The sequence below is a fragment of the Pseudobutyrivibrio sp. genome (genome assembly GCF_015057185.1).
Taxonomy (GTDB): Bacteria; Bacillota; Clostridia; order Lachnospirales; family Lachnospiraceae; genus Pseudobutyrivibrio.
On sequence record NZ_SVEV01000021.1, the window covers coordinates 1 to 20,159 of the forward strand.

Consider the following 20,159-nt stretch of genomic DNA (forward strand, 5'->3'; position numbering starts at 1 on the left):
CAGCTATATACTTCCTTGTTACCTAGGCGTATTCGGGACTTTCACCCGTTGGAGCGCGCCCATGGCGCGCAAACCACAAAAAGGATGGCACTAGGCCATCCTTTTAAACCCCCCTTGCTACTGTAGAGCAAGTTCATCTGCAAATCTGATTAGTTCTCTTTCGACTCTATCATAATCAGAATCTACAAATCTATATAAATATGCGTCACCAATAACGTTATCCTTTGGCTCCTCATAATAGAACTCTTCGTATTCGTCTGCTGTGTAGACGATAATTGCTAAACCAACAAGTGCAAAAACCATGTAACCAATAATAATCATCATTTTCATTTCCTCCTGCGTCCCCGCTCAACTGTTTTTGTTATTTGTTGAGCTAAGTATACGATAGGAAATATCACAAAAGTATCACACGGTTTATAAAGTATTTACAAAGCGAAGGAACGCATCCATTCCCTCTGGTGTGTTCTTGTAAACACCAGCACATTCAAGGACTTGGCAGAAAACCTTTCCAATCTCCTGCTGGAGAATTTCATTGACGTTGCTTTGATCAATCACATCATACTTTGTGCTAAAGGAGTCTACCCAGTCAGCATGCTTTGCAAGAGCTTCGTTTGTACGAAGGTCCTTTTTGTTGACAATGTAGTCTGCAAGCTGTTCCATTTCTTGCTTGAGACGACTTGGCAATACTGCAAGTCCCATAACCTCAATAAGACCGATATTTTCCTTTTTGATGTGGTGTAAGTGCGCATGTGGATGATATACACCAAGTGGATGCTCCTCTGTTGTAATGTTGTTTCGAAGAGCTAAATCTAATTCAAATAAGTCACCACGTTTTCTAGCAATTGGTGTTATTGTGTTATGCTTTTCTCCGTTTGTTTCAGCAAAAATAAATGCAGCTTCGTCGGTATAACCACGCCATGCATTTAAAATGTGGTCTGCTAAATCAATGATTCTCTTTTCGTCCTTGCACTGAAGTCGAATAACTGAAAGCGGCCATTTAACGATGCCTGCATGAACGTCCTCAAATCCCTTTACAGAAAACTCCTTTATGATAGGGGCCTTTTCCATTGCGAAGGTATAGTGTCCACCCTGGAAATGGTCATGACTAAGAATCGAACCACCAACAATTGGAAGGTCTGCATTACTTCCCAAGAAATAATGTGGGAAAAGTTTTACGAAGTCAAAAAGCTTTACGAATGTAGCTTTCTCAATTTTCATTGGCGTGTGCTGTCCATTAAATACGATGCAGTGCTCATTGTAGTAGACATATGGGCTGTACTGAAATCCCCAGCTGCTGTCGTTGATTGTAATAGGAATAATTCTGTGGTTCTCCCGGGCTGGATGATTTGTTCTTCCGGCATAGCCTTCGTTTTCCATGCAAAGCTGACACTTTGGATAAGCAGACTGCTTTGCATTTTTTGCTGCTGCGATGGCCTTAGGGTCTTTCTCTGGCTTTGAAAGGTTAATAGTGATATCAAGTGTTCCGTAGTCTGTCTCAGTAGTCCACTTTAAGTCCTTTTTCACTCTATATGTACGAATATAATCTGTGTTGCGGCTAAAATTGTAGAAATAGTCTGTAGCTGCCTCAGGTCCCTTTGAGTCATAAATCGAATTAAACTTATCAATTACCTGAGATGGTCTAGGGCAAAGGCAATTCATAAGCTTTGTATCAAACAAATCTCTGTAGGTAACGGAATCTTCGATGATTCCCTTTTTTACTGCTTCATCTAGTAAATCCTTTAATACATCCTCTAATACGATATTAGTCAAATCGCATTCTGGGTCAGTATATTCATCTTCATTCATACATTCCAGAAGCAAGTTAGTTGTATAAATTCTCTCACACTCTGGTGTAATTCCTGTATCGATTCCGTATTGAACTAATTTCTTGATACTTTCTTGTAACATAATCCCCTCCGCAAATAACAAAAAATCTTTTGGAAACTATTGTACAACTATTTAGTTTTTAACTTCAAGTATTCTTTATATTAAATTAGATAATTAATGATATAATTGTCTCATGAGTAAACGATTTAACAGACGTAGAATAGTAACCTGGATTATCATAATCTCGGTTTTTTTCTTAGGAACAAATAGAATATCTTCATATTTACATAATTACTATCACGCAACCTCAGAGGCTTTGGAATGCATTAGTTCACCGGCTGAAGGAATCACGGTAGATTATTTAGATAATGCCATAGTTTTCAAGTCCGAAAATCCTACAGCTGGACTTATATTTTATCCAGGCGGTCTGGTGCAGACAGAAGCCTATGCACCTCTTATGGAGCAGCTGGCACAGCAAAATATTATGTGTGTACTTGTAGAAATGCCTTATTACCTAGCTCTTTTTGACGCAAATGCAGCCAGAGGAATCCAAGCACAATTTCCAGAAATCAGTGATTGGTACATTGGTGGCCATAGCTTAGGCGGTGCCATGGCTTCACTTTATGCAGATAGGCACAAGGAAGAATATGAAGGTCTGATTTTGCTTGCAGCATATTCCATGGTGGATTTGACTGATGGTGCGCCAGTTGATGTACTTACAATCAGAGGCTCTGAAGACGGCGTTTTAAATATGAAAAACTATAACAAGAATTTGTCTAATCTTCCTGCTGATTATACAGAAGTTATAATAGAAGGTGGTTGCCACGGATATTTCGGAGATTACGGAATGCAAGCAGGGGATGGGACACCTACTATTACAGTCCAAGAACAAACTACTCAAACGGTAGATGCAATTCTCAATTTTATGAATAATTAGATAATAATAGCTCCAGAATCAAATTCTGGAGCTATTTTCTTTCTATATAATATTTATTAGTTCTTTTATAACTGGCTTCATATGATCATCTACAAGGCCGAAATCCATTTCCTTATAGCTCCATGCAGCACGTCCAATATTGAACTCATCAAAGCACTGACAAATATTTTTGTACCATTTTAAACTATCCTCTGGTGTAGCAAGATTGATAACACCAAATTCTCCACAATAAACAGGTACATTTCTCTCCTCAGCGATGCTTACTGCCTCAGCCAAAAGGTCACGGAAAAACTCTACGCCCATTACCGCATCCTGCTTGTATTTACTATAGTCTGCTACGTGCCCCTCAAGATTTCGGGCTGTATTCTCAGCATACTGACCATAGGTAACATCAAATGGCATTCTAAAGCTTTTGTCCATAGCCTCAATCCAATATGCACCCTGATGTGTAAAAATAAGTGGCTCATAGCAGTGGAAATTATAAACAATATTCTCATCATATGGTTCCGCCAAAGCCTTCATTCCCTCTACGCTATTGTTATAGTAGCCGCCAATAAGGATTTTAACATCTGGAGCAATTTTTCTGATTCGCTCAACGCATTTACGTGAAATCTCATTCCATTTTGGTCCATATGCTTTGTCTGTTACCTCATTTAATAATTCAAAAGCAAGTCTATCAGAATACTTTCCGAAACGCTTTGCGAATTCTTCCCATAAAAGATAAAATCTCTCCTGATATTCTTCGTTATCAAAAAAGCCTGACTCAGCCTCGCCAAAGTCAAAGCTAAAGCCTGCTGTTTTGTGCAAATCAAGAATCATATTAAGACCATTCTTGCCTGCCCAATCAATTGCATTTTGAATGTACTTAAAACCCTCTTCCTTGTAGTCTCCAGCGCCTCTTTCTACTAATTCATAATCTACTGGAACCCTAAAGTGGTCCATTCCCCAGCTTTTTATTATCTCGATATCCTTTTCATGAATAAAATTATCATAGCGCTCCTTTGTGTGGTCACACTGGGATAACCAACCGCCCAAGTTTACACCATGAAGATATCCTTCGAATTTTCTCATAATCTTCTCCTTATACAATAATATTCTTCCATAAATAATATTTGGATTTTTGCCCCTTGACTAAATCAATATACCAAATTCTAATGGCCATAACTACCCTTTGAGCTTACGAAAATCTACGAAAATTCAAATTTTGTGAAATATCATTTATGAACAATTTGTGTATATATGATGTTTCCTTGTTTCAGTTCACATTTCCTTTATATTTTGAGGCTATAGTGGGAAATGTCCACCGGCGTGGACGTAGGTGAATGAAGCTTTTGAAAGGAGCTATGGTATATGAAATTATTCAAGAGTCTTGCAAGCGTAACACTTGCCCTTACACTTGTAATTGCCTCACTTTTGGTGGAGCCAGCTTCTAGCGCTAAGGCTGCTAGCGGTGTCACAATCGGTGGCGTACTTATTCAAGGTTCTGATGTAGTTGTTGCTACAGCAGGATCATCTTCCTCAGATGATGGTTTATATCATCTAGTTGTTTCTGATCCATATCAAACAGCACCAGAGGGCACTGATATCGCCCAGGCTACTGCTGGAGCTAATGCATCTTTTACTGTTCCTTTGAATAAAGATAGTGCAGATTCTGTTTTATATAAGAAGTTTACAGTATGTGTAATGTCAGGTGGTGCCTTAAAGGCCGTTTCAAACAGCATGTACATTACAAATCCAGAGGCTTGTGCCACATATGCACCAGCACGTATGGACTATGGAAAGAAAGGTATCCTTCCAGCTCTTGAAAAGAATATTGCAGACAAGAATCAGCCTGCAGCTCTTGGAGCAAAACAGGTTAACCTTAACATCCCACTTTCAATGATTGGCTCACTTTCAGGATACGATTATTCTGTTCGTAAATATAATTCACTTGGTATTCAGGTTAACGTTATTATCCTTGCTGATATTAACTGCCCACAGGAATACTTTAATCCTTATTCTTATGATGGCCTTGGTGCTCATAACTATTATGGTCTTAATGCTAAGACAGCAGAAGGTTGCCAAACACTTGCAAACGCAGCTTCATTCTTAGCAAGCCATTATTCAGGCTCACAGGGCTACGGCCAGGTTGATAACTTTATTATTGGTAATGAGGTTAATGCTTGGTGGCTTTGGAACTACATGAACTGCGGTTCTAATGATATTTTCATGAGAGAATACTACAATGCTTTCCGCATTATGTATAACGGAATTAAGTCACAGAATGCAACTGCAAATGTTTACACATGTATCGACCATCAGTGGGCACGCGCAGAAGCTTCATACTATATTTCAGGAAAAGAGTTCCTTACAAAATTAAACAATAATATTAAGAGCGAAGGTAACGTGGATTGGAGAGTTGCAGTTCACCCTTACAACGCACCTCTTTATGCTCCACGTGCATGGGAAACATCATCTAATGTTTCTCACAGCCAGAGTTCACCATATGTAACGATGGCAAATATCGATGTTTTAACAGACTTTATGTGCAACTCAGATATGCTTTCTCCTACAGGAGCAGTTCGTACCGTTAAGGTTTCTGAGGTTGGATATATCAGCCACGAGGGTGAACAGCTTCAGGCTGCATCACTTGTATACGCATATCTTGTAGCTGAAAATAACAGCCATATCGACGGCATTATCGTAACAAGAGAATTAGAGCATGCTGCAGAATTGGCACAGGGATTATCATACGGATTATGTAATGTAGATGGTTCTCCAAAATTAGGATACACATTCTATCAGAATGCAGCTGATCCAGCTACAATTGCTGAGGCAAGCGCTTACGCAGGTGTTGATTTAACAACATTGATTACTCCTAGATAATGATTTGCTAAGTACATTTAATGGCTCGCATACATTCTATGCGAGCCATTATTAATTAAATCGTGAATAAAGTTATATTGTGAAAAAATACAGAAATGTCTATATTTTTTGTAATTTTCATGATATAGTATGTTTTGTCAAATATATGAACGTACACAATTAAATAATTGAAAGGACTATGGTAATTATGAAATTTTTACACAAGCTCGCAAGCGTAGCTCTTGCTTTAACACTTGCTGTTAGTGCTTTCGCTGCAGTTCCTAGCATGGATGCTGAGGCAGCTGGCGCAGTTACAATCGGCAGTGTTCTTATTCAGGGTTCAGATGTAGTTATCGCTACTGCAGGCTCTACTTCTTCAGATGATGGTTTATATCATCTTGTTGCTTCTGATGTAAATCAAACAGCTCCAACTGGTACTGATGTTGCTCAGGTTGCTGCTTCTGCAGGCGCAACATTCACTGTTCCTCTTAACAAGGGCGCAGCTGATTCAATGCTTTTCAAAAAGTTTACAGTATGTGTAATGTCAGGCGGCGCATTAAAGCCAGCTTCTAACAGCATGTTTATTACAAACCCAGAGGCATGCGCTACAGTTTCTGCTAACAGAATGGATATCTCAAAGAAGGGTGTTCTCCCAGCTCTTGAGACATGGATGGCAAGCAAGAACCAGCCTAGAGATTTAGGCTGCTCACAGGTAACACTTACTCTTCCACTTTCATGGATTACAGGTGGTTCTGGTGTTCCTTATAACTACAATGGTAAAACTTATAACTTTGAGACAGCTAGACTTTCAGGATACGATTTCTCTCTTAGAAAGTACAATGCTCAGGGTTGCCAGGTTTCAGTAATCATCGTAGTTGACCAGGGCGCAGATGGCAACTTCATCAGCCCTTACTCATATGATGGACTTGGCGCACACAACTATTATGGATTAAATGCAACAACAACTGAGGGTGTTGAAATGCTCGGTGCTGCTGCTTCATTCCTTGCAAATCGTTGGACAGGCCGTGGCTTCGGTCAGGTAGATAACTTCATCATCGGTAATGAGGTTAATGCTTATTGGATGTGGAACTACATGAACTGTGGTTCAAACGAAGTATTCGTTAACGAGTACGCTAATGCATTCCGTGTAATGTACAATGGTATTAAGTCAGAAAACGCTTCTGCTAATGTTTACACTTGTATCGATCACCAGTGGGCACGTGCTGAGGCTTCTTACTACATGAGCGGTAAGGGATTCCTTACATCATTCAACTCAAAGATTAGAAGCGAGGGTAACATCGACTGGAGAGTTGCTGCTCACCCATACAGCGCTACACTTACAGATCCATGCGCTTGGAGCGGTGCTAACGCGCCACACAGCCAGAGTGCTGCATATGTAACAATGTACAACTTAGATGTCCTTACAGACTTACTTTCAACTTCTGAATTCCTTTCACCATCAGGTGCAGTTAGAACTGTTAAGGTTTCAGAGCTTGGTTACACAAGCCTTGGTGGCGAAGAGATTCAGGCTGCATCTATCGTATACGCATACATGGTTGCAATGAACAACAGCCACGTTGACGGATTTATTCTTTCAAGAGAATCTGATCACGCTGATGAGGTAGCACAGGGTCTTGCATACGGTATTTGTAACGCAGACGGTTCAAAGAAGCTTGCATACTCATGGTACCAGAGTGTAGACAATCCAAACACAATTGCACAGGCTAGTGCCGTTGCAGGTGTTGATTTAAATACACTTATTACACCTAGATAATTTCATCGACAAAATAACAATAGCCATCTAGCAACTGCTAGATGGCTATTATATATTTAGTATTTATTTAAAAAGTCTCCAAGCTGGCACATCAACTACGCCGTGTGTAGTTATACGTAATTCAGGAATAACTGGAAGTGCAGTAAAGCTAAGCGTCATAAATGGATCAATTCCTCTATTAACGCCAAACTCGTATGCTGTTTTATTAACATTTTCTAGGGCCGTTTTAGCTGAAAGTGCATCAGTTTCGCTCATTAAGCCCGCCACTGGCAGAGCATATGATGCTTTTACTTCTCCATCTGCATAAACAATCATTCCGCCGCCTATATTTTTGAGCTCGTTAATAGCCTGAGCAATTTCTTCTTCACTAGCTCCAATAGCTATTATATTGTGAGCGTCATGGGCAACAGAAGTTGCAATTGCACCTTTCTTTAAGCCATATCCTTTGATGAAGCCCATTCCAATATGCCCTGTGTTTTTGTGTCTTTCTACTACAACAGCCTTTAAAATATCCTGTTCCACATCAATCTTTGATGCCAAGCCTTCTCTGGTAGTATACAGCTGCTCATTTACCAAACCAAGAATAGGAAGCTCATCATTAGATTTAAGCATCCCAGTAGTAACAACAGGCATATTAAATGTATTGTGAGATTTGTCTATTAATTCCTTAGATATATTGCTCTTACAATTGTTATCTAAATACTCATCTGTAAGCTCTATACCACTTTTATAAACACCGTCAATATCTACTGTATTTACATCATTTACAACAATGAAATCAGCCAGAAAACCTGGAGATATAGCGCCTCTATCTCTAAGTCCAAAATAGGTTCCTGCAGAATAGGAAGCCATTTTATAAGCTACAACAGGATCAACCCCAAGCTTAATTGCTTTTCTAACAATATTATCAATATGCCCCTCGGACATAATGTCATTAATATGCATGTCATCAGTACAGAACATACTTCTAGAGCTATATGGCTCCTTACAAAGCCCGATAAGTGATTCTAGGTTTTTTCCAGCTGTACCCTCTCGAATCATTATCCAAATACCCACGCCCATTTTCTCAATTGCTTCATCAAATGTTGTACATTCATGGTCAGACAATACACCTGCTGCAATGTAGCTCATCAATTGAGTCCCTTCTATCATAGGGGCATGGCCGTCAATCATTTTATCATTTTGTATTGCTGAAAAAGTTTTGTCTAAAACATCCTTGCGTCTGGTGACAACACCATTTACATCCATAAGCTCCGCAATTCCATAGACCCTTTCATCCTCATAAAATGGTTCCATGTCCTCAGCAAGAATTTGAGCTCCAGGCTCGTCAAACTTGCAAGATGGTACGCAGGATGGAAGCATGAATAAAATGTCCATTGGAAGTCCTTCAGAGGCTTCTAGCATGTATTTCACGCCATCTACGCCCATCACATTGGCTATCTCGTGTGGGTCTGTAAGAATAGCTGTTGTACCGTGCTTTAAAGCTTCTTTGGCAAATATGGCAGGCACCACGGTTGTGCTCTCAATATGAATGTGAGCATCTATAAATCCTGGCACAACAGTTTTACCGGTCATATCAATTTCCTTTTCGCCTTGATATTCACCGATTCCTGCAAAGCTGCCATGAGAAATTGCAATATCTCCCTGTCTAAACTTATTGGTAAAGACATCTAGATAAGTAGCATTTTTAAGAACAAGCCCAGCCTTAACGTGGCCTGCTGCTACCTGCAAAAATTCTTCATACTCACCTCTCGACATTTTTCTCTGTTGATAACGCATTTAAATCTCCTACATTTTAAAAAAAGCCGAAAAAATATCTATGCCAGATGCCATCTTCTTTAATGCTCCAAGATTGTCCTGCATGTATTTTTCCAGCTCTTGAACCTCAATAACCGCAAAACCGCTATTATTAATTATTTTACATTCAGGGATGCGCCCCTCAGCACTGCGAACTCCATCAGAAAAGGCGACAAATGCATACTTCTGCCCTTTATCATTTTGGCAAACGGCAGAAACAGACATATTCAATTCGCCCTTGTTCTCTTTCATAACCCCTCCAATTATTAGTTCTGCTTTACTGCAACAATCTCCTCCTCGAACCAAGCAACAACTTCATCTAAGCCCTCGCCTGTTTTACCACTAACAAAGAAAATCTTTGCATTTGGATTGAGCTTCAAGATACGCTCTGTAACCTTTTCCTTACTGAAATCAAAATACTCTAAAGTATCAATCTTGTTTATCAAAACAACATCACTGATTTCAAACATCAAAGGATATTTAAGTGGTTTATCATCACCCTCAGGAACCGACAAAAGCATAAGATTTTTATTGGCACCAACATCAAACTCTGCTGGGCATACAAGATTGCCAATATTCTCTAAGATAAGCAAATCCAAATCTGTAGTATCATACTCAATTAATGCACGACTAGTCATGTCAGCATCAATATGGCAAAGCCCCATATTATGAATCTGAATGGACTCGACGCCTGTGGCATCAGCAACTCTCTGGGCATCGATACTAGTCTCAATATCAACGTCCATCTCTCCAATCTTATATTTGTCCTTCATTCTATTGATAATTGCAGAAAGTGTAGTAGTCTTTCCTGAACCTGGACCAGACATTACATTAACAAAAAATGTACCCTGCTTTTTCATCTGCTCTCTAATGGCAGCGGCAGCAGCCTCATTTTCTGCAAATACACTCTCACCTATCTCAATTACTTTTACTTCACTCATTATTTATAACTCCTATAATTCGTCGACATGCTCCGCCGACCTCATTAATAATCCTCACTTTTTATTATAATCTATACTCGCTACAAAATGCCACCAATTAATCTATCGTCTTCATATGCAACCATATCCATATTGCAGAGAAGTTAAAAAAAGCCGGTGCAAAATGCATCGGCTGGAAGTTCGGGGAGTGCGACCAAAGTTACCCTTGGTCGCTGAGTTATGAAAAATTTGGTATTAGCTTTTCGCTAGTACGTGTTACAATATATCATTTTGAAAACGGTTTCGCAACAGCATTTTTCAAATTTTTTTGTATTTTTTTGTATTCTGATTTCCACTCTTTTTATTTTGTTGCAGTAATACTAAACATTCTGTCTGGAATGTAAAATTTGTCGTGTTCTACGAATATTCTAGAGCCAAAATCTGTGTCCGTATTTACGTTATTGAAACCAATTTCGTCCAAAATTTTAGCATCCCAATCTGGGCGATTAAGCATACTGATTGTCAGCATATGATAGATGTCGTGACATTCATCCTTTAATGCATCATCGATTTGACTGTGAGCAAGATTCTCAGGGCTCTTTAGATTGTGTGCCCCCTTAGCATATTCAGCGTCAAAATTGATGAGCTTGCCACCCTTTTTCAACAGTTTGTACCAACTTTTGTAGGCATCATCAGGGTGAGGCAGTGTCCATGTGAGGTTTCGAGTAATGACGACATCAAAGGATTCTGGCTCAAAATCAGGATTCTCTCCATCACCAATTAGAGCCTTAGCATTGTCGTCTATACCGTAAATGCCAATCATTTCGTTGGCTTTTGAAACCATTTCCTCTGTTAAATCTATTCCTGTAATCTTGTGACCAAGTCTGCCTAGAATAACCTCAAAATAGCCTGTGCCGCAGCCTACATCTAATATATTAAGAGCTTTGCCCTCTGGTAAAAGCTTTGATATTTCCTTTACCCAACGCTCAGACTTTGTGCTTTCGATTTCATCATGTCGTAGTTCAAAAAAGCTATCTGCACGCTTGGTCCAATAGCTTTCAACTTTTTCTTTTATATTGTCAGCCTCATCCTCGAAAGCTATATAGTGTAACTCACCCATTATTAATTATTCCTGTCTATTTATACTTTTATAAATTTCACCATAAACATTGGTGTGGATCTATAATTTATTTTTTCTTTTTCTGAGTAGAGGACACTCCCGATATCCTCTATGTACTCTACTGCTCCCTCATTTTGCTCCTGCAGAAAATTGACATCCCATGCTGGTCGATTTCTTTTTGTCATAGGAAGCGTCATGGCAATCGCTTCCATTTTGTCAAAGTCATTGCCTATATTGTAATCACCAAGCCCATGCTCAGCAACATTCAAACGGTCCTGATTGTATTCCTCAAGCTTGTCTTCGTCTACTAAATATGAATACCAATTTGCATCAAATACAAGCATTATTCCTTTTGGTTTCAAAAGTGAAATCCACTGTCTATAGGTCTCCTCTGGTTGTGCCAGGTTCCAGGTAAGATTTCTTGAGAAAACTACATCAAAGGATTCCTTTTCAAACCTTGGAGACAGTGCGTCTCCTTGGACGAAAGCTATACTGTCAGCAAGGCTTCCTGCATTACTTCTAGCCTCTGACAGCATCGACTCCGAGAAATCATAGGCAGTAACCTGATAACCGGCCTCAGCCAATATGATGGAAATAAATCCAGGTCCTGCACCAACATCTAATATTTTAATTTCAGATGGTGTTTTATCTGGAAAAGCATCATTTATTGTTTTACTTAAAAAAGACGTCCAATTATCCCGTTGGACGCCTGCTAATTCTTCTTTATTAACCTCTGAATAACCAGAGGCTCTATTCTGCCAGTAAAGGTAATTATCCTTGTTATTTTCCGTAATCATAGCTCAAAGTATACCACATACCATCCATTTCCCAAACCACAGTTAAAGCACCGAGTCCAATAAGAGCTTAGTATATTCGGCTTGAGGATTATTTATGATATAATCTGGCTCTCCTTCTTCAACTATTTTACCATTGTATAACACAATCACTCTATCACAAAACATTTGCACTAAGGCAAGGTTATGGGAAATGAATATTATGCTTAGATTTTGCTTGTTTTTTAATTCTACAAGCAAATCAATAATCTGCCTTTGAACAGTAACATCAAGTGAGCTAGTGGCTTCGTCGCAGATTAGAATCTCAGGCTGTACCGCCAAGGCTCTTGCAATTGCTGCTCTCTGACACTGGCCGCCACTTACACTGGCTGGTGTCTTTGCGGCAAAATCTGCTGTCAGTCCGCACATTTCAAGAAGCTCTACCACTCTTTTTTCTATTTCCTGTTTTGAATAGCCTCTGTTTTTAAGAGGCTCAGCAATACCATCACCAAGTGTCTTTCTAGGATCAAAGGATTCGGCCGGATTTTGAAATACCATCTGAATCTTGCTGTATAAATCAAGGGGGTTCTTTTTTAGGGTCTTTAAATCATTATCGTATATACGAATCTCCCCACGATCTGGAGCGATAAGTCCCATTAACAATCTAGCAATAGTGCTTTTTCCACTACCAGACTCTCCAACTAGCCCCAAGGTTTCACCCTGGTTCAATACAAAGGATACCTCCCTAACGGCTGCTGTTTTGTCGTTTTTTCTAGTTGTAAAAGTTTTACTTAAATTGCTTACTTTAATAATTTCTTTCACAAGCTTCTCCTACTTTTTATTCAATCTAGGAACGCACGATAACAACAATTTGGTGTATTCATGCTTAGGGGTGTTTAAAACATCCCTGGCAACGCCATATTCAACAGAATAACCGTCCTTCAAAACAAGTATTTTGTCAGCCATGGCAGACACTACCCCTATATCGTGGGTAACAATAATAATGGCAGTATTAAAAATCTCACGTAAGCTTAAAAGCTCCTGAACCACCTGCTTTTGAACTGCCACATCCAATGCACTTGTAGGCTCATCCGCCAATAACACAGAAGGCTCCGTAAGCATTGACATAGCAATCCCTATTCGCTGATTCATCCCCCCAGAAAGCTCAAATGGATGACTATTCCATATTTTCTCAGGGTCATGAAAATTAAGTCTATTAAATAAATCTAGAGCCTTGGCTTTCGCCTCTGATTTGTTGATTTTGGCATGAGCTGCCATGCTCTCCAAAATCTGGGAACCGATAGTTCTTATTGGAGAAAGGGAATCCTTGGAATCCTGAAAAATCATTCCAATCTCAGCGCCTCTGATTTGACGCATTTCCCTCTCAGAAAGACTCAAAAGATTTTCACCCCTATAGTTAATGTTGCCTTTTGATACTACACCATCATTTAATAAACCAAGGATAGATTTGATAGCGGTAGTTTTACCGCTACCAGACTCTCCTACGAGACCAAGGATTTCTCCCTCCATTAGAGAAAAGCTTATGTCATGGAGAACTTCTCCATTTTCATATGATATATCAACTGAATCAAAGGCAAGAATTTCTTTGGCCATACTTTAAATTATCTCCTACTGCACATCCAAATCTGCTGTAAATTCATAGTAGTCACATGGATGAGCTTCAAGTCCTGTAACATTTGACTTTGAAATCATGCTCATACGAAGGAATGAACAGAATACAAATGCATTGTCATCAAGAATCTGCTGCTGCATATTTATTGCTATATCGCTTCTGGCATCAATGTCCAAAGTACTATTCATTTCATCAGCAAGTGCCTGTATTTCATCACTATGATAACCACCACGATTCTTTGTTGAATCATCCAAGCAATGTGTTGCAAAGAAATACATTGGATCACCAATACCACATGTAACAAATGCAGCTGCATATACATCCCAAGCGCTAGGGTCTGCAACAATTGTTCCATGGTCAGCTGTAATATTTAACTGAACATCGAATCCAATATTCTTAAGTGTAGACTGAGCACTCTCTGCTAAAAGAGGAAGCTCCTGACGGCTAGGATAGCTAATCCATCTGATTGTAAGTGTCTGACCATCCTTTTCACGGATTCCATCTCCATCAGTATCAAACCATCCTGCTTCTTCAAGGACTGCCTTTGCGCCTTCTGGGTCGTAGCCTTCTGTGCTAACAGCATCTCCACCGAAGGAATAATTATCTGGAAAGGCTCCGATTCCTACTGTTCCATAGCCATTTAATAACGTATTTACGAATCCTTCTTTATCGATTCCCATTGCAAATGCTTTTCTAACAGCATCATCTGCCATTACTGATGACTGGTAATTCATCTGACAGTAGAAAGCTCTACTTGTTGATGTGCTTGAGAATGTGTAGGCATCATTTTCAAAAAGAGGATATGAAGCGTAAGCCATTCCGTATGCTGCATCAATATCTCCATTTTGAAGGGCTAGAGCAAGTGTATCTCCATCTGAGATTGTGAGAACTGTTATCTCATCAAGCTTAACATCTCCATCCCAGTAATTTTCATTTTTTGCTAAATTCAAATGATCGTCAGTTACCAACTCAGTGCAAACAAATGGGCCAGTACCAACAACGATACCGTCAGCATTTCCTGCTTCTACATCAATGATGCAGCCATATGGATCACAAAGGTAATTTATAAGTGTTGGCTTTGGTGTTTGTGTCTTAATTGTAAGAGTCTGTCCATCTGCCTCAATAGAATCAATAGCTAAATCTCCTGCTGCGCGTTCATGTTTAGCCACCAAGTCCTCTATGCAAGCCTTTACTGCTGCTGCATCGCAAGCCTTACCATTGGAGAATGTAACACCATCCTTGATTACAACCTTCCATGTGAGTTCATCAACGTTCTCGTAACTTTCTGCAATCCATGGCTCTAATTCCATGTTGTCATTAAATTTAAAAAGTGTTTCTCCAACACCGTAGCGAATACATGGCCATCCACAATATGTGTCATGTGGATCAATGTTAGCCTCTTCGTTTTCTGCGTTAAAGGTAGTATCTCCAAATACTAGAGTTTTCTCTCCAGTTGAAGCACTATCAGCATCCTTTGAAGCTCCACAGCCTGTAAATGCAGTAGCTCCTAAGGTCATTGCCATAAGCAATGCTAAAAATCTCTTAGTACATTTCATATTATTCATACTCCTTAAAAATGTATTACGATAAATGGTGCTTTGACGCAAAATAGTCTCTCACCGAATCGCCAAATAAATTAAAAATAACTACTGAAACAAATATAGCAAAACCAGGTGATAGCACCACCCAGGGATAAGTCTGAAGCATACTTCTACCATTTGATATCATGCTTCCCCACTCTGCTAATGGTGGCTGCGCGCCCAAACCTAAAAACGAAAGGCCTGCCAGCTCCATCATCATTGTTCCAATATCAAGCATGGCGGTAACAAGAACTGGACCAAAAATATTAGGCAATATATGTCTAATCATTATTTGTCCTGGTTTATCTCCTGCCAATATTGCGGCTTGGATAAAGGTAGAATTCTTTACAGAAAGAGTCTGGCTTCTAGCTACTCTTGAATACTTTGGCCAGCTAATTACAGCCAAGGCGATTACCGCATTGGCCACACCGCCACCAAGCAGTGCTGCAATAGCAAGTGCGAAAACCAATCCCGGAAAAGCCAAAAAGAAATCTGATATTCTCATAACTATTCCATCTATTAATCCGCCCATATAGCCGCAAATCACCCCCACAAAGGTTCCAAAAACAGATATGGTAATAACTAGCAGCAAGGTTGTTAATATACTTAATTTAGCCCCCACAAGGACTCTAGAGAACAAATCTCTACCATAAGCATCTGTTCCCATAATATGAAGGGCGTCTGGTGCTTTATAGGCCATACTCAAATCCTGTTCATATGGGTCAAATGGACATAGCCTCTCAGCAAAGATTGCAATTAATACTAGGACAAGTACTGCTATCGCATATACGATAATCCTTACTTTTGCATTCTTATATTTTCTCTGAAGGGATTTAATCTTTCTAGTCATTACTACAGCCCTCCAGTCTAATTCTTGGATCAAGCACTCTATAGAGCAAATCAGTGATTAAATTTACAAGAACATAAATAATCGCCATCCACATTACATAGGCTTGTATTATTGGATAATCTCTCATATTAATTGCATCTACGGCAAGCTTTCCAACTCCATCCCACATAAAGATAGATTCCACAATGGCTGTTCCACCAAGCAAGCTACCAATTGATAATGCAAGCAAAGTGATTATGGTTACAAGAGATTCTCGCAGAACGCTTTTCCAAAGAACTACCGAGAATTTTATTCCTCTTGCTTTGGCACCCATTACGTAGCCCTTATTTAGTTCTTCTAAAACTGTTGCCCTAACCTGGCGTAAATATTTTGCGCTCATTGCTATAGCTAAGGTCAATGTAGGCATTGCAACGCTTTCCCAGCTCATTTCCCTTGAAATAATAGGAAATGCCCCAAGCTTTATTCCCAAAACATACATAAGCACAAGTGCTACAAAAAAGTTTGGTAAGCTATTTCCTATAAAGCTTAGAAATCGGATTATGTAATCTAAAATTTTATTTTTTTGAACAGCAGCTATGATTCCAAGAGGTATGGAAATAATCACCGTTAAAACAATTGAAGTAAAGGTCAAAAACAATGTGGCCGGCAATTTAGAAGTGAAGGTTGAAAAAACCTCCTTGCCCGATACGTAGCTCACGCCCATGTCACCATGGAGCATATTGGAAAGCCAGACGCCATACTGAGTCAGAAATGGTTTGTCTAAACCTAATTCTATCTTTGCCGCCTGCAGCTGAGTCTCTGTAACTACTTGACCTGTATTTAACATTTTCTGCTCAACTACATCTGAGCCTGCCAATCGCATCATGGCAAATGAGAGAAATGTAATTGCAAACAATAATGGAATTAATTGAAGAATTCGTTTGATAATATATTTCAAAAAAGAATACCCCTTAAGTCTTTGTTAACTAGTCAATTATATTAAGTAATCCAACTAATTACAATAAACTTAAGGGGGTATATATCATTCTAAAAGAGCATATTGATATTCCAAAAGGGAATATTAAGCAGTAATATAGTTATCCTTTAGTGACATCCACAGCTTCCGCCACAATGACCACAGTCACCGCCACAAGCAGGGTGCTCACCACGTTTATGCGCCTTCACCATAGAACGAATAATTCCGCCTACGATTGCAACCAATATAAGTACTACTATAAATGTTCCCATATGTACCTCATCTCCGTCGGTTACGTTCTCAAGCCTTAGTGTTTCCTCATTCAGCTAAAATGCCTCATTCAGAAACCTAAGAGCTTGATAACTACCGACTCACCTAATTGTGCCACATATTGTAGCAATCTTTTTAAATCATAGCTGGTAGGTAACAAGCTATTTATATTCTCAAGCGAGACATTTTAGTCGAGCGGAGAATATTAAATGCTTGTAACCGTAACCAGCTTAATATTTAAAACTACTTGTTGTACTTATCCTTGCGGAATAATCCGTAAAGAAGTACACAGATTGCAGCGATTCCGAAGATTGTTCCGAATGTGAAGCCTTCGCCTGTGAATACCTTACCTACCTGGTATACGATAAGTCCGATTACCCATGCGAATCCACACTGGTATCCGATTGCTGTCCAGAACCACTTTGTATTGTTCATTTCACGCTTGATTGCACCCATAGCAGCGAAGCAAGGAGCGCAAAGAAGGTTGAATGCTAAGAATGCAAAACCTGAAGCTGATGTAAATGCATTAGCCATTGTCTCATATACATCACCAGCTGCACCGTAGATAATAGCAAGTGTACCTACGATATTTTCCTTTGCAACAAGACCTGTGATAGAAGCAACTGTTGCTTCCCAATCGCCAAATCCAAGTGGGATGAAAATCCATGAAAGACATCTACCAAGTGTAGCAAGGATTGAATGATCAATCTGGTCTTCCTCGAGCATTGTAAATGCTCCATCAACAACACCAAAGAATGTACAGAACCAAACTACGATTGTTGAAAGTAAAATAATTGTACCAGCTTTTTTGATGAATGACCATCCACGCTCCCACATACTGCGGAGAACATTACCAACTGTTGGCCAGTGGTATGCTGGAAGCTCCATAACGAATGGTGCTGGATCCCCGGCGAATAGCTTTGTCTTCTTTAACATGATACCTGAAACAATTATTGAGAATATTCCAAGAAAGTATGCTGAAGGTGCAACCCATGAAGCTCCACCGAAAATAGCACCTGCAACCATTGCGATAAATGGAAGCTTAGCTCCACATGGAATAAATGTTGTTGTCATGATTGTCATCTTGCGGTCTCTATCATTCTCGATAGTACGTGATGCCATGATACCAGGAACACCACAACCTGTACCGATAAGCATTGGAATGAATGACTTACCAGAAAGACCAAACTTTCTAAAGATACGGTCCATGATGAATGCAACACGTGCCATGTAACCGCATGCCTCAAGGAATGCAAGGAAGATGAATAAGATGAGCATCTGTGGAACGAATCCAAGTACTGCACCAACACCTGCTACGATACCATCAAGGATAAGTCCCTTAACTACATCGTTGCAATTGATTGCATCAAGGCCTGCCTCGATGAATACCGGAATACCAGGAATCCATACACCGTAATCGGCTGGGTCTGGCTCTTCGTTAGACTCTACATACTCTAATGCTGCAGCATAATCTTCAAGTGATGCTGTCTCGTAATCAACAGCAGCTGTCTCTTCATCCTCTACAGGATACTCGAAATCACCTGTTGGCTCTGTGCCATTTTCCTCAACATAGAGGTCATAACCATCAACAATAAGCTGATTTGCAGTAAACTCATCTGCTGCATCTGCGTAATCACTAGATCCGATAGCGAATAAATGCCATCCATCACCAAACACACCATCATTTGCCCAGTCTGTAGCCCATGTACCAACTGTTGTAACAGAAATATAATATACAAGCCACATAACTACTGCAAAGATTGGAAGAGCAAGCCATCTGTTTGTAACAACTTTATCAATCTTATCAGAAGTTGTCATTCCCTTAGCTGCCTTCTTAACACAACCATTGATAATTGTTCCAATGTAGTTGTATCTTTCGCCTGTGATGATTGACTCTGCATCATCATCAAGCTCTTTTTCACATGAAGCAATATCCTGCTCAATATGATTGATTACATCTGATGAAAGACCAAGCTTTTCCTGAATCTTTTCATCACGCTCGAACAACTTGATAGAGTACCATCTCTGAACATTCTCATCATCGATGCTATGTAAACAAAGCTCCTCAATATGAGCAAGTGCATGCTCAACTGAGCCATTGAATCTATGCTTTGGAGACTGTGGATTTGCTTCCTTAGCAACCTTTACTGCAGCATCAACAATTTCCTTAAGGCCTCTATTTTTAAGAGCTGAAATTTCGATAACTGGAACACCAATCTCCTCTGAAAGCTTCTTTGTATTAATCTTATCGCCATTCTTTTCAACAACATCCATCATGTTGATAGCGATAACAACAGGGATACCAAGTTCTACAACCTGTGTTGTAAGATAAAGGTTTCTCTCAAGGTTAGTACCATCAATAACGTTGATGATCGCCTCTGGCTTCTCATCGATGAGGTAATTACGAGATACAACCTCCTCTAATGTATATGGTGAAAGTGAATAGATACCAGGAAGGTCCACGATTTTAACTTCCTTGTCACCCTTATATTTTCCTTCTTTATACTCTACAGTAACACCTGGCCAGTTACCTACGAACTGGTTAGAACCTGTGAGCGCATTGAATAATGTTGTTTTACCGCAGTTTGGGTTACCTGCTAACGCAATACGAATTCCCACTTCTCTGTCCTCCTACTATTTCTTATTGAACTTCAATCATCTCAGCATCAGCCTTGCGTACTGAGAGTTCATAGCCTCTAACTGTAATTTCTACTGGATCTCCAAGTGGAGCAACCTTGCGCACGTAAATCTCTACGCCCTTAGTGATACCCATGTCCATAATTCTGCGCTTTACTGCGCCTTCTCCGCCAATTTTGACAACCTTGACAGTCTCACCAGTTTTAACATCTTTAAGTGTCATATCTTCTCTCCTTTTTCTT

At 39.6% G+C, this 20,159-nt stretch carries 19 protein-coding genes; 3 read left to right on the plus strand and 16 right to left on the minus strand.

The annotated features are described in order from the left end of the window. Window positions 1-117: 117 nt before the first annotated feature. Together E7276_RS09520 and galT are read right to left on the minus strand one after the other, a co-directional pair. The gene (locus E7276_RS09520) at window positions 118-324 is read right to left on the minus strand and encodes a hypothetical protein (RefSeq protein WP_294216779.1); all 207 of its coding nucleotides are present in this window, start codon (window positions 322-324) and stop codon (window positions 118-120) included. Window positions 325-414: 90 nt separating this feature from the next. After that, window positions 415-1,908: a UDP-glucose--hexose-1-phosphate uridylyltransferase gene (gene galT, locus E7276_RS09525; RefSeq protein WP_294216781.1), complete on the minus strand. Its 1,494-nt coding sequence runs from the start codon at window positions 1,906-1,908 to the stop codon at window positions 415-417. Window positions 1,909-2,020: 112 nt separating this feature from the next. Between galT and E7276_RS09530 the strand changes: the two genes are divergently transcribed. Then, on the plus strand, window positions 2,021-2,764 hold the full coding sequence (locus tag E7276_RS09530; protein WP_294216782.1) for an alpha/beta hydrolase: 744 nt from the start codon (window positions 2,021-2,023) through the stop codon (window positions 2,762-2,764). A gap of 42 nt (window positions 2,765-2,806) precedes the next feature. Here E7276_RS09530 and E7276_RS09535 read toward each other — a convergent pair whose 3' ends face one another. Continuing rightward, window positions 2,807-3,835, minus strand: coding sequence for a glycoside hydrolase family 5 protein (locus E7276_RS09535; protein ID WP_294216784.1), 1,029 nt, complete (start codon window positions 3,833-3,835; stop codon window positions 2,807-2,809). 279 nt (window positions 3,836-4,114) lie between these two features. Between E7276_RS09535 and E7276_RS09540 the strand changes: the two genes are divergently transcribed. Beyond that, entirely contained in the window at window positions 4,115-5,629 is a 1,515-nt protein-coding gene (locus tag E7276_RS09540; protein ID WP_294216786.1) for a DUF5722 domain-containing protein, read from the plus strand. Between the two features lie 187 nt (window positions 5,630-5,816). Further along, entirely contained in the window at window positions 5,817-7,382 is a 1,566-nt protein-coding gene (locus E7276_RS09545) for a DUF5722 domain-containing protein (protein ID WP_294216787.1), read from the plus strand. A gap of 63 nt (window positions 7,383-7,445) precedes the next feature. On the opposite strand, the gene ade is transcribed toward E7276_RS09545, so the two are convergent. The 13 genes from ade to E7276_RS09610 all read right to left on the minus strand — a co-directional run bounded on the left by ade (window position 7,446) and on the right by E7276_RS09610 (window position 20,140). Then, on the minus strand, window positions 7,446-9,161 hold the full coding sequence (gene ade / locus E7276_RS09550; RefSeq protein WP_294216790.1) for an adenine deaminase: 1,716 nt from the start codon (window positions 9,159-9,161) through the stop codon (window positions 7,446-7,448). Window positions 9,162-9,170: 9 nt separating this feature from the next. Beyond that, window positions 9,171-9,431, minus strand: coding sequence for a hypothetical protein (locus E7276_RS09555; protein ID WP_294216791.1), 261 nt, complete (start codon window positions 9,429-9,431; stop codon window positions 9,171-9,173). A 14-nt stretch (window positions 9,432-9,445) separates the two neighbouring features. Next, window positions 9,446-10,120 (minus strand): hydrogenase nickel incorporation protein HypB, encoded by a 675-nt coding sequence (hypB, locus tag E7276_RS09560; RefSeq protein WP_294216794.1) that lies wholly within the window; start codon window positions 10,118-10,120, stop codon window positions 9,446-9,448. A gap of 340 nt (window positions 10,121-10,460) precedes the next feature. Then, entirely contained in the window at window positions 10,461-11,219 is a 759-nt protein-coding gene (locus E7276_RS09565) for a class I SAM-dependent methyltransferase (protein ID WP_294216796.1), read from the minus strand. A gap of 20 nt (window positions 11,220-11,239) precedes the next feature. After that, on the minus strand, window positions 11,240-12,016 hold the full coding sequence (locus E7276_RS09570) for a class I SAM-dependent methyltransferase (protein ID WP_294216798.1): 777 nt from the start codon (window positions 12,014-12,016) through the stop codon (window positions 11,240-11,242). A gap of 42 nt (window positions 12,017-12,058) precedes the next feature. Beyond that, window positions 12,059-12,814: an ABC transporter ATP-binding protein gene (locus tag E7276_RS09575; RefSeq protein ID WP_294216800.1), complete on the minus strand. Its 756-nt coding sequence runs from the start codon at window positions 12,812-12,814 to the stop codon at window positions 12,059-12,061. Between the two features lie 9 nt (window positions 12,815-12,823). Beyond that, window positions 12,824-13,606, minus strand: coding sequence for an ABC transporter ATP-binding protein (locus E7276_RS09580; protein ID WP_294216803.1), 783 nt, complete (start codon window positions 13,604-13,606; stop codon window positions 12,824-12,826). A 15-nt stretch (window positions 13,607-13,621) separates the two neighbouring features. Then, complete coding sequence (locus tag E7276_RS09585) at window positions 13,622-15,181, minus strand: ABC transporter substrate-binding protein (protein WP_294216806.1); 1,560 nt, start codon at window positions 15,179-15,181, stop codon at window positions 13,622-13,624. Window positions 15,182-15,206: 25 nt separating this feature from the next. Beyond that, window positions 15,207-16,055 carry a nickel transporter permease gene (gene nikC / locus E7276_RS09590; protein ID WP_294216808.1) on the minus strand — a complete coding sequence of 283 codons (849 nt, stop codon included), beginning with the start codon at window positions 16,053-16,055 and terminating at the stop codon, window positions 15,207-15,209. Next, on the minus strand, window positions 16,048-16,992 hold the full coding sequence (nikB, locus tag E7276_RS09595; protein ID WP_294216810.1) for a nickel ABC transporter permease: 945 nt from the start codon (window positions 16,990-16,992) through the stop codon (window positions 16,048-16,050). Before nikB ends, nikC begins: the two co-directional genes overlap by 8 nt. 146 nt (window positions 16,993-17,138) lie before the next feature. Continuing rightward, window positions 17,139-17,282, minus strand: coding sequence for a FeoB-associated Cys-rich membrane protein (locus E7276_RS09600; protein ID WP_294216813.1), 144 nt, complete (start codon window positions 17,280-17,282; stop codon window positions 17,139-17,141). A gap of 241 nt (window positions 17,283-17,523) precedes the next feature. Further along, window positions 17,524-19,899 carry a ferrous iron transporter B gene (gene feoB, locus E7276_RS09605; protein WP_294216818.1) on the minus strand — a complete coding sequence of 792 codons (2,376 nt, stop codon included), beginning with the start codon at window positions 19,897-19,899 and terminating at the stop codon, window positions 17,524-17,526. 22 nt (window positions 19,900-19,921) lie between these two features. Further along, a complete protein-coding gene (locus tag E7276_RS09610; RefSeq protein ID WP_294216822.1) occupies window positions 19,922-20,140 on the minus strand; it encodes a FeoA family protein in 219 nt (72 codons plus the stop codon). Window positions 20,141-20,159: the final 19 nt, after the last annotated feature.

Coding starts and splice junctions, on each gene's coding strand:
- E7276_RS09565 (WP_294216796.1), bottom strand. CDS start 11,219: ATGGGTGAGTTACACTATATAGCTTTCGAGGATGAGGCTGACAATATA.
- E7276_RS09545 (WP_294216787.1), top strand. CDS start 5,817: ATGAAATTTTTACACAAGCTCGCAAGCGTAGCTCTTGCTTTAACACTT.
- nikC (WP_294216808.1), bottom strand. CDS start 16,055: ATGACTAGAAAGATTAAATCCCTTCAGAGAAAATATAAGAATGCAAAA.
- E7276_RS09535 (WP_294216784.1), bottom strand. CDS start 3,835: ATGAGAAAATTCGAAGGATATCTTCATGGTGTAAACTTGGGCGGTTGG.
- E7276_RS09555 (WP_294216791.1), bottom strand. CDS start 9,431: ATGAAAGAGAACAAGGGCGAATTGAATATGTCTGTTTCTGCCGTTTGC.
- E7276_RS09610 (WP_294216822.1), bottom strand. CDS start 20,140: ATGACACTTAAAGATGTTAAAACTGGTGAGACTGTCAAGGTTGTCAAA.
- E7276_RS09600 (WP_294216813.1), bottom strand. CDS start 17,282: ATGGGAACATTTATAGTAGTACTTATATTGGTTGCAATCGTAGGCGGA.
- E7276_RS09580 (WP_294216803.1), bottom strand. CDS start 13,606: ATGGCCAAAGAAATTCTTGCCTTTGATTCAGTTGATATATCATATGAA.
- E7276_RS09540 (WP_294216786.1), top strand. CDS start 4,115: ATGAAATTATTCAAGAGTCTTGCAAGCGTAACACTTGCCCTTACACTT.
- hypB (WP_294216794.1), bottom strand. CDS start 10,120: ATGAGTGAAGTAAAAGTAATTGAGATAGGTGAGAGTGTATTTGCAGAA.
- E7276_RS09530 (WP_294216782.1), top strand. CDS start 2,021: ATGAGTAAACGATTTAACAGACGTAGAATAGTAACCTGGATTATCATA.
- E7276_RS09570 (WP_294216798.1), bottom strand. CDS start 12,016: ATGATTACGGAAAATAACAAGGATAATTACCTTTACTGGCAGAATAGA.
- ade (WP_294216790.1), bottom strand. CDS start 9,161: ATGCGTTATCAACAGAGAAAAATGTCGAGAGGTGAGTATGAAGAATTT.
- E7276_RS09520 (WP_294216779.1), bottom strand. CDS start 324: ATGATGATTATTATTGGTTACATGGTTTTTGCACTTGTTGGTTTAGCA.
- E7276_RS09585 (WP_294216806.1), bottom strand. CDS start 15,181: ATGAAATGTACTAAGAGATTTTTAGCATTGCTTATGGCAATGACCTTA.
- galT (WP_294216781.1), bottom strand. CDS start 1,908: ATGTTACAAGAAAGTATCAAGAAATTAGTTCAATACGGAATCGATACA.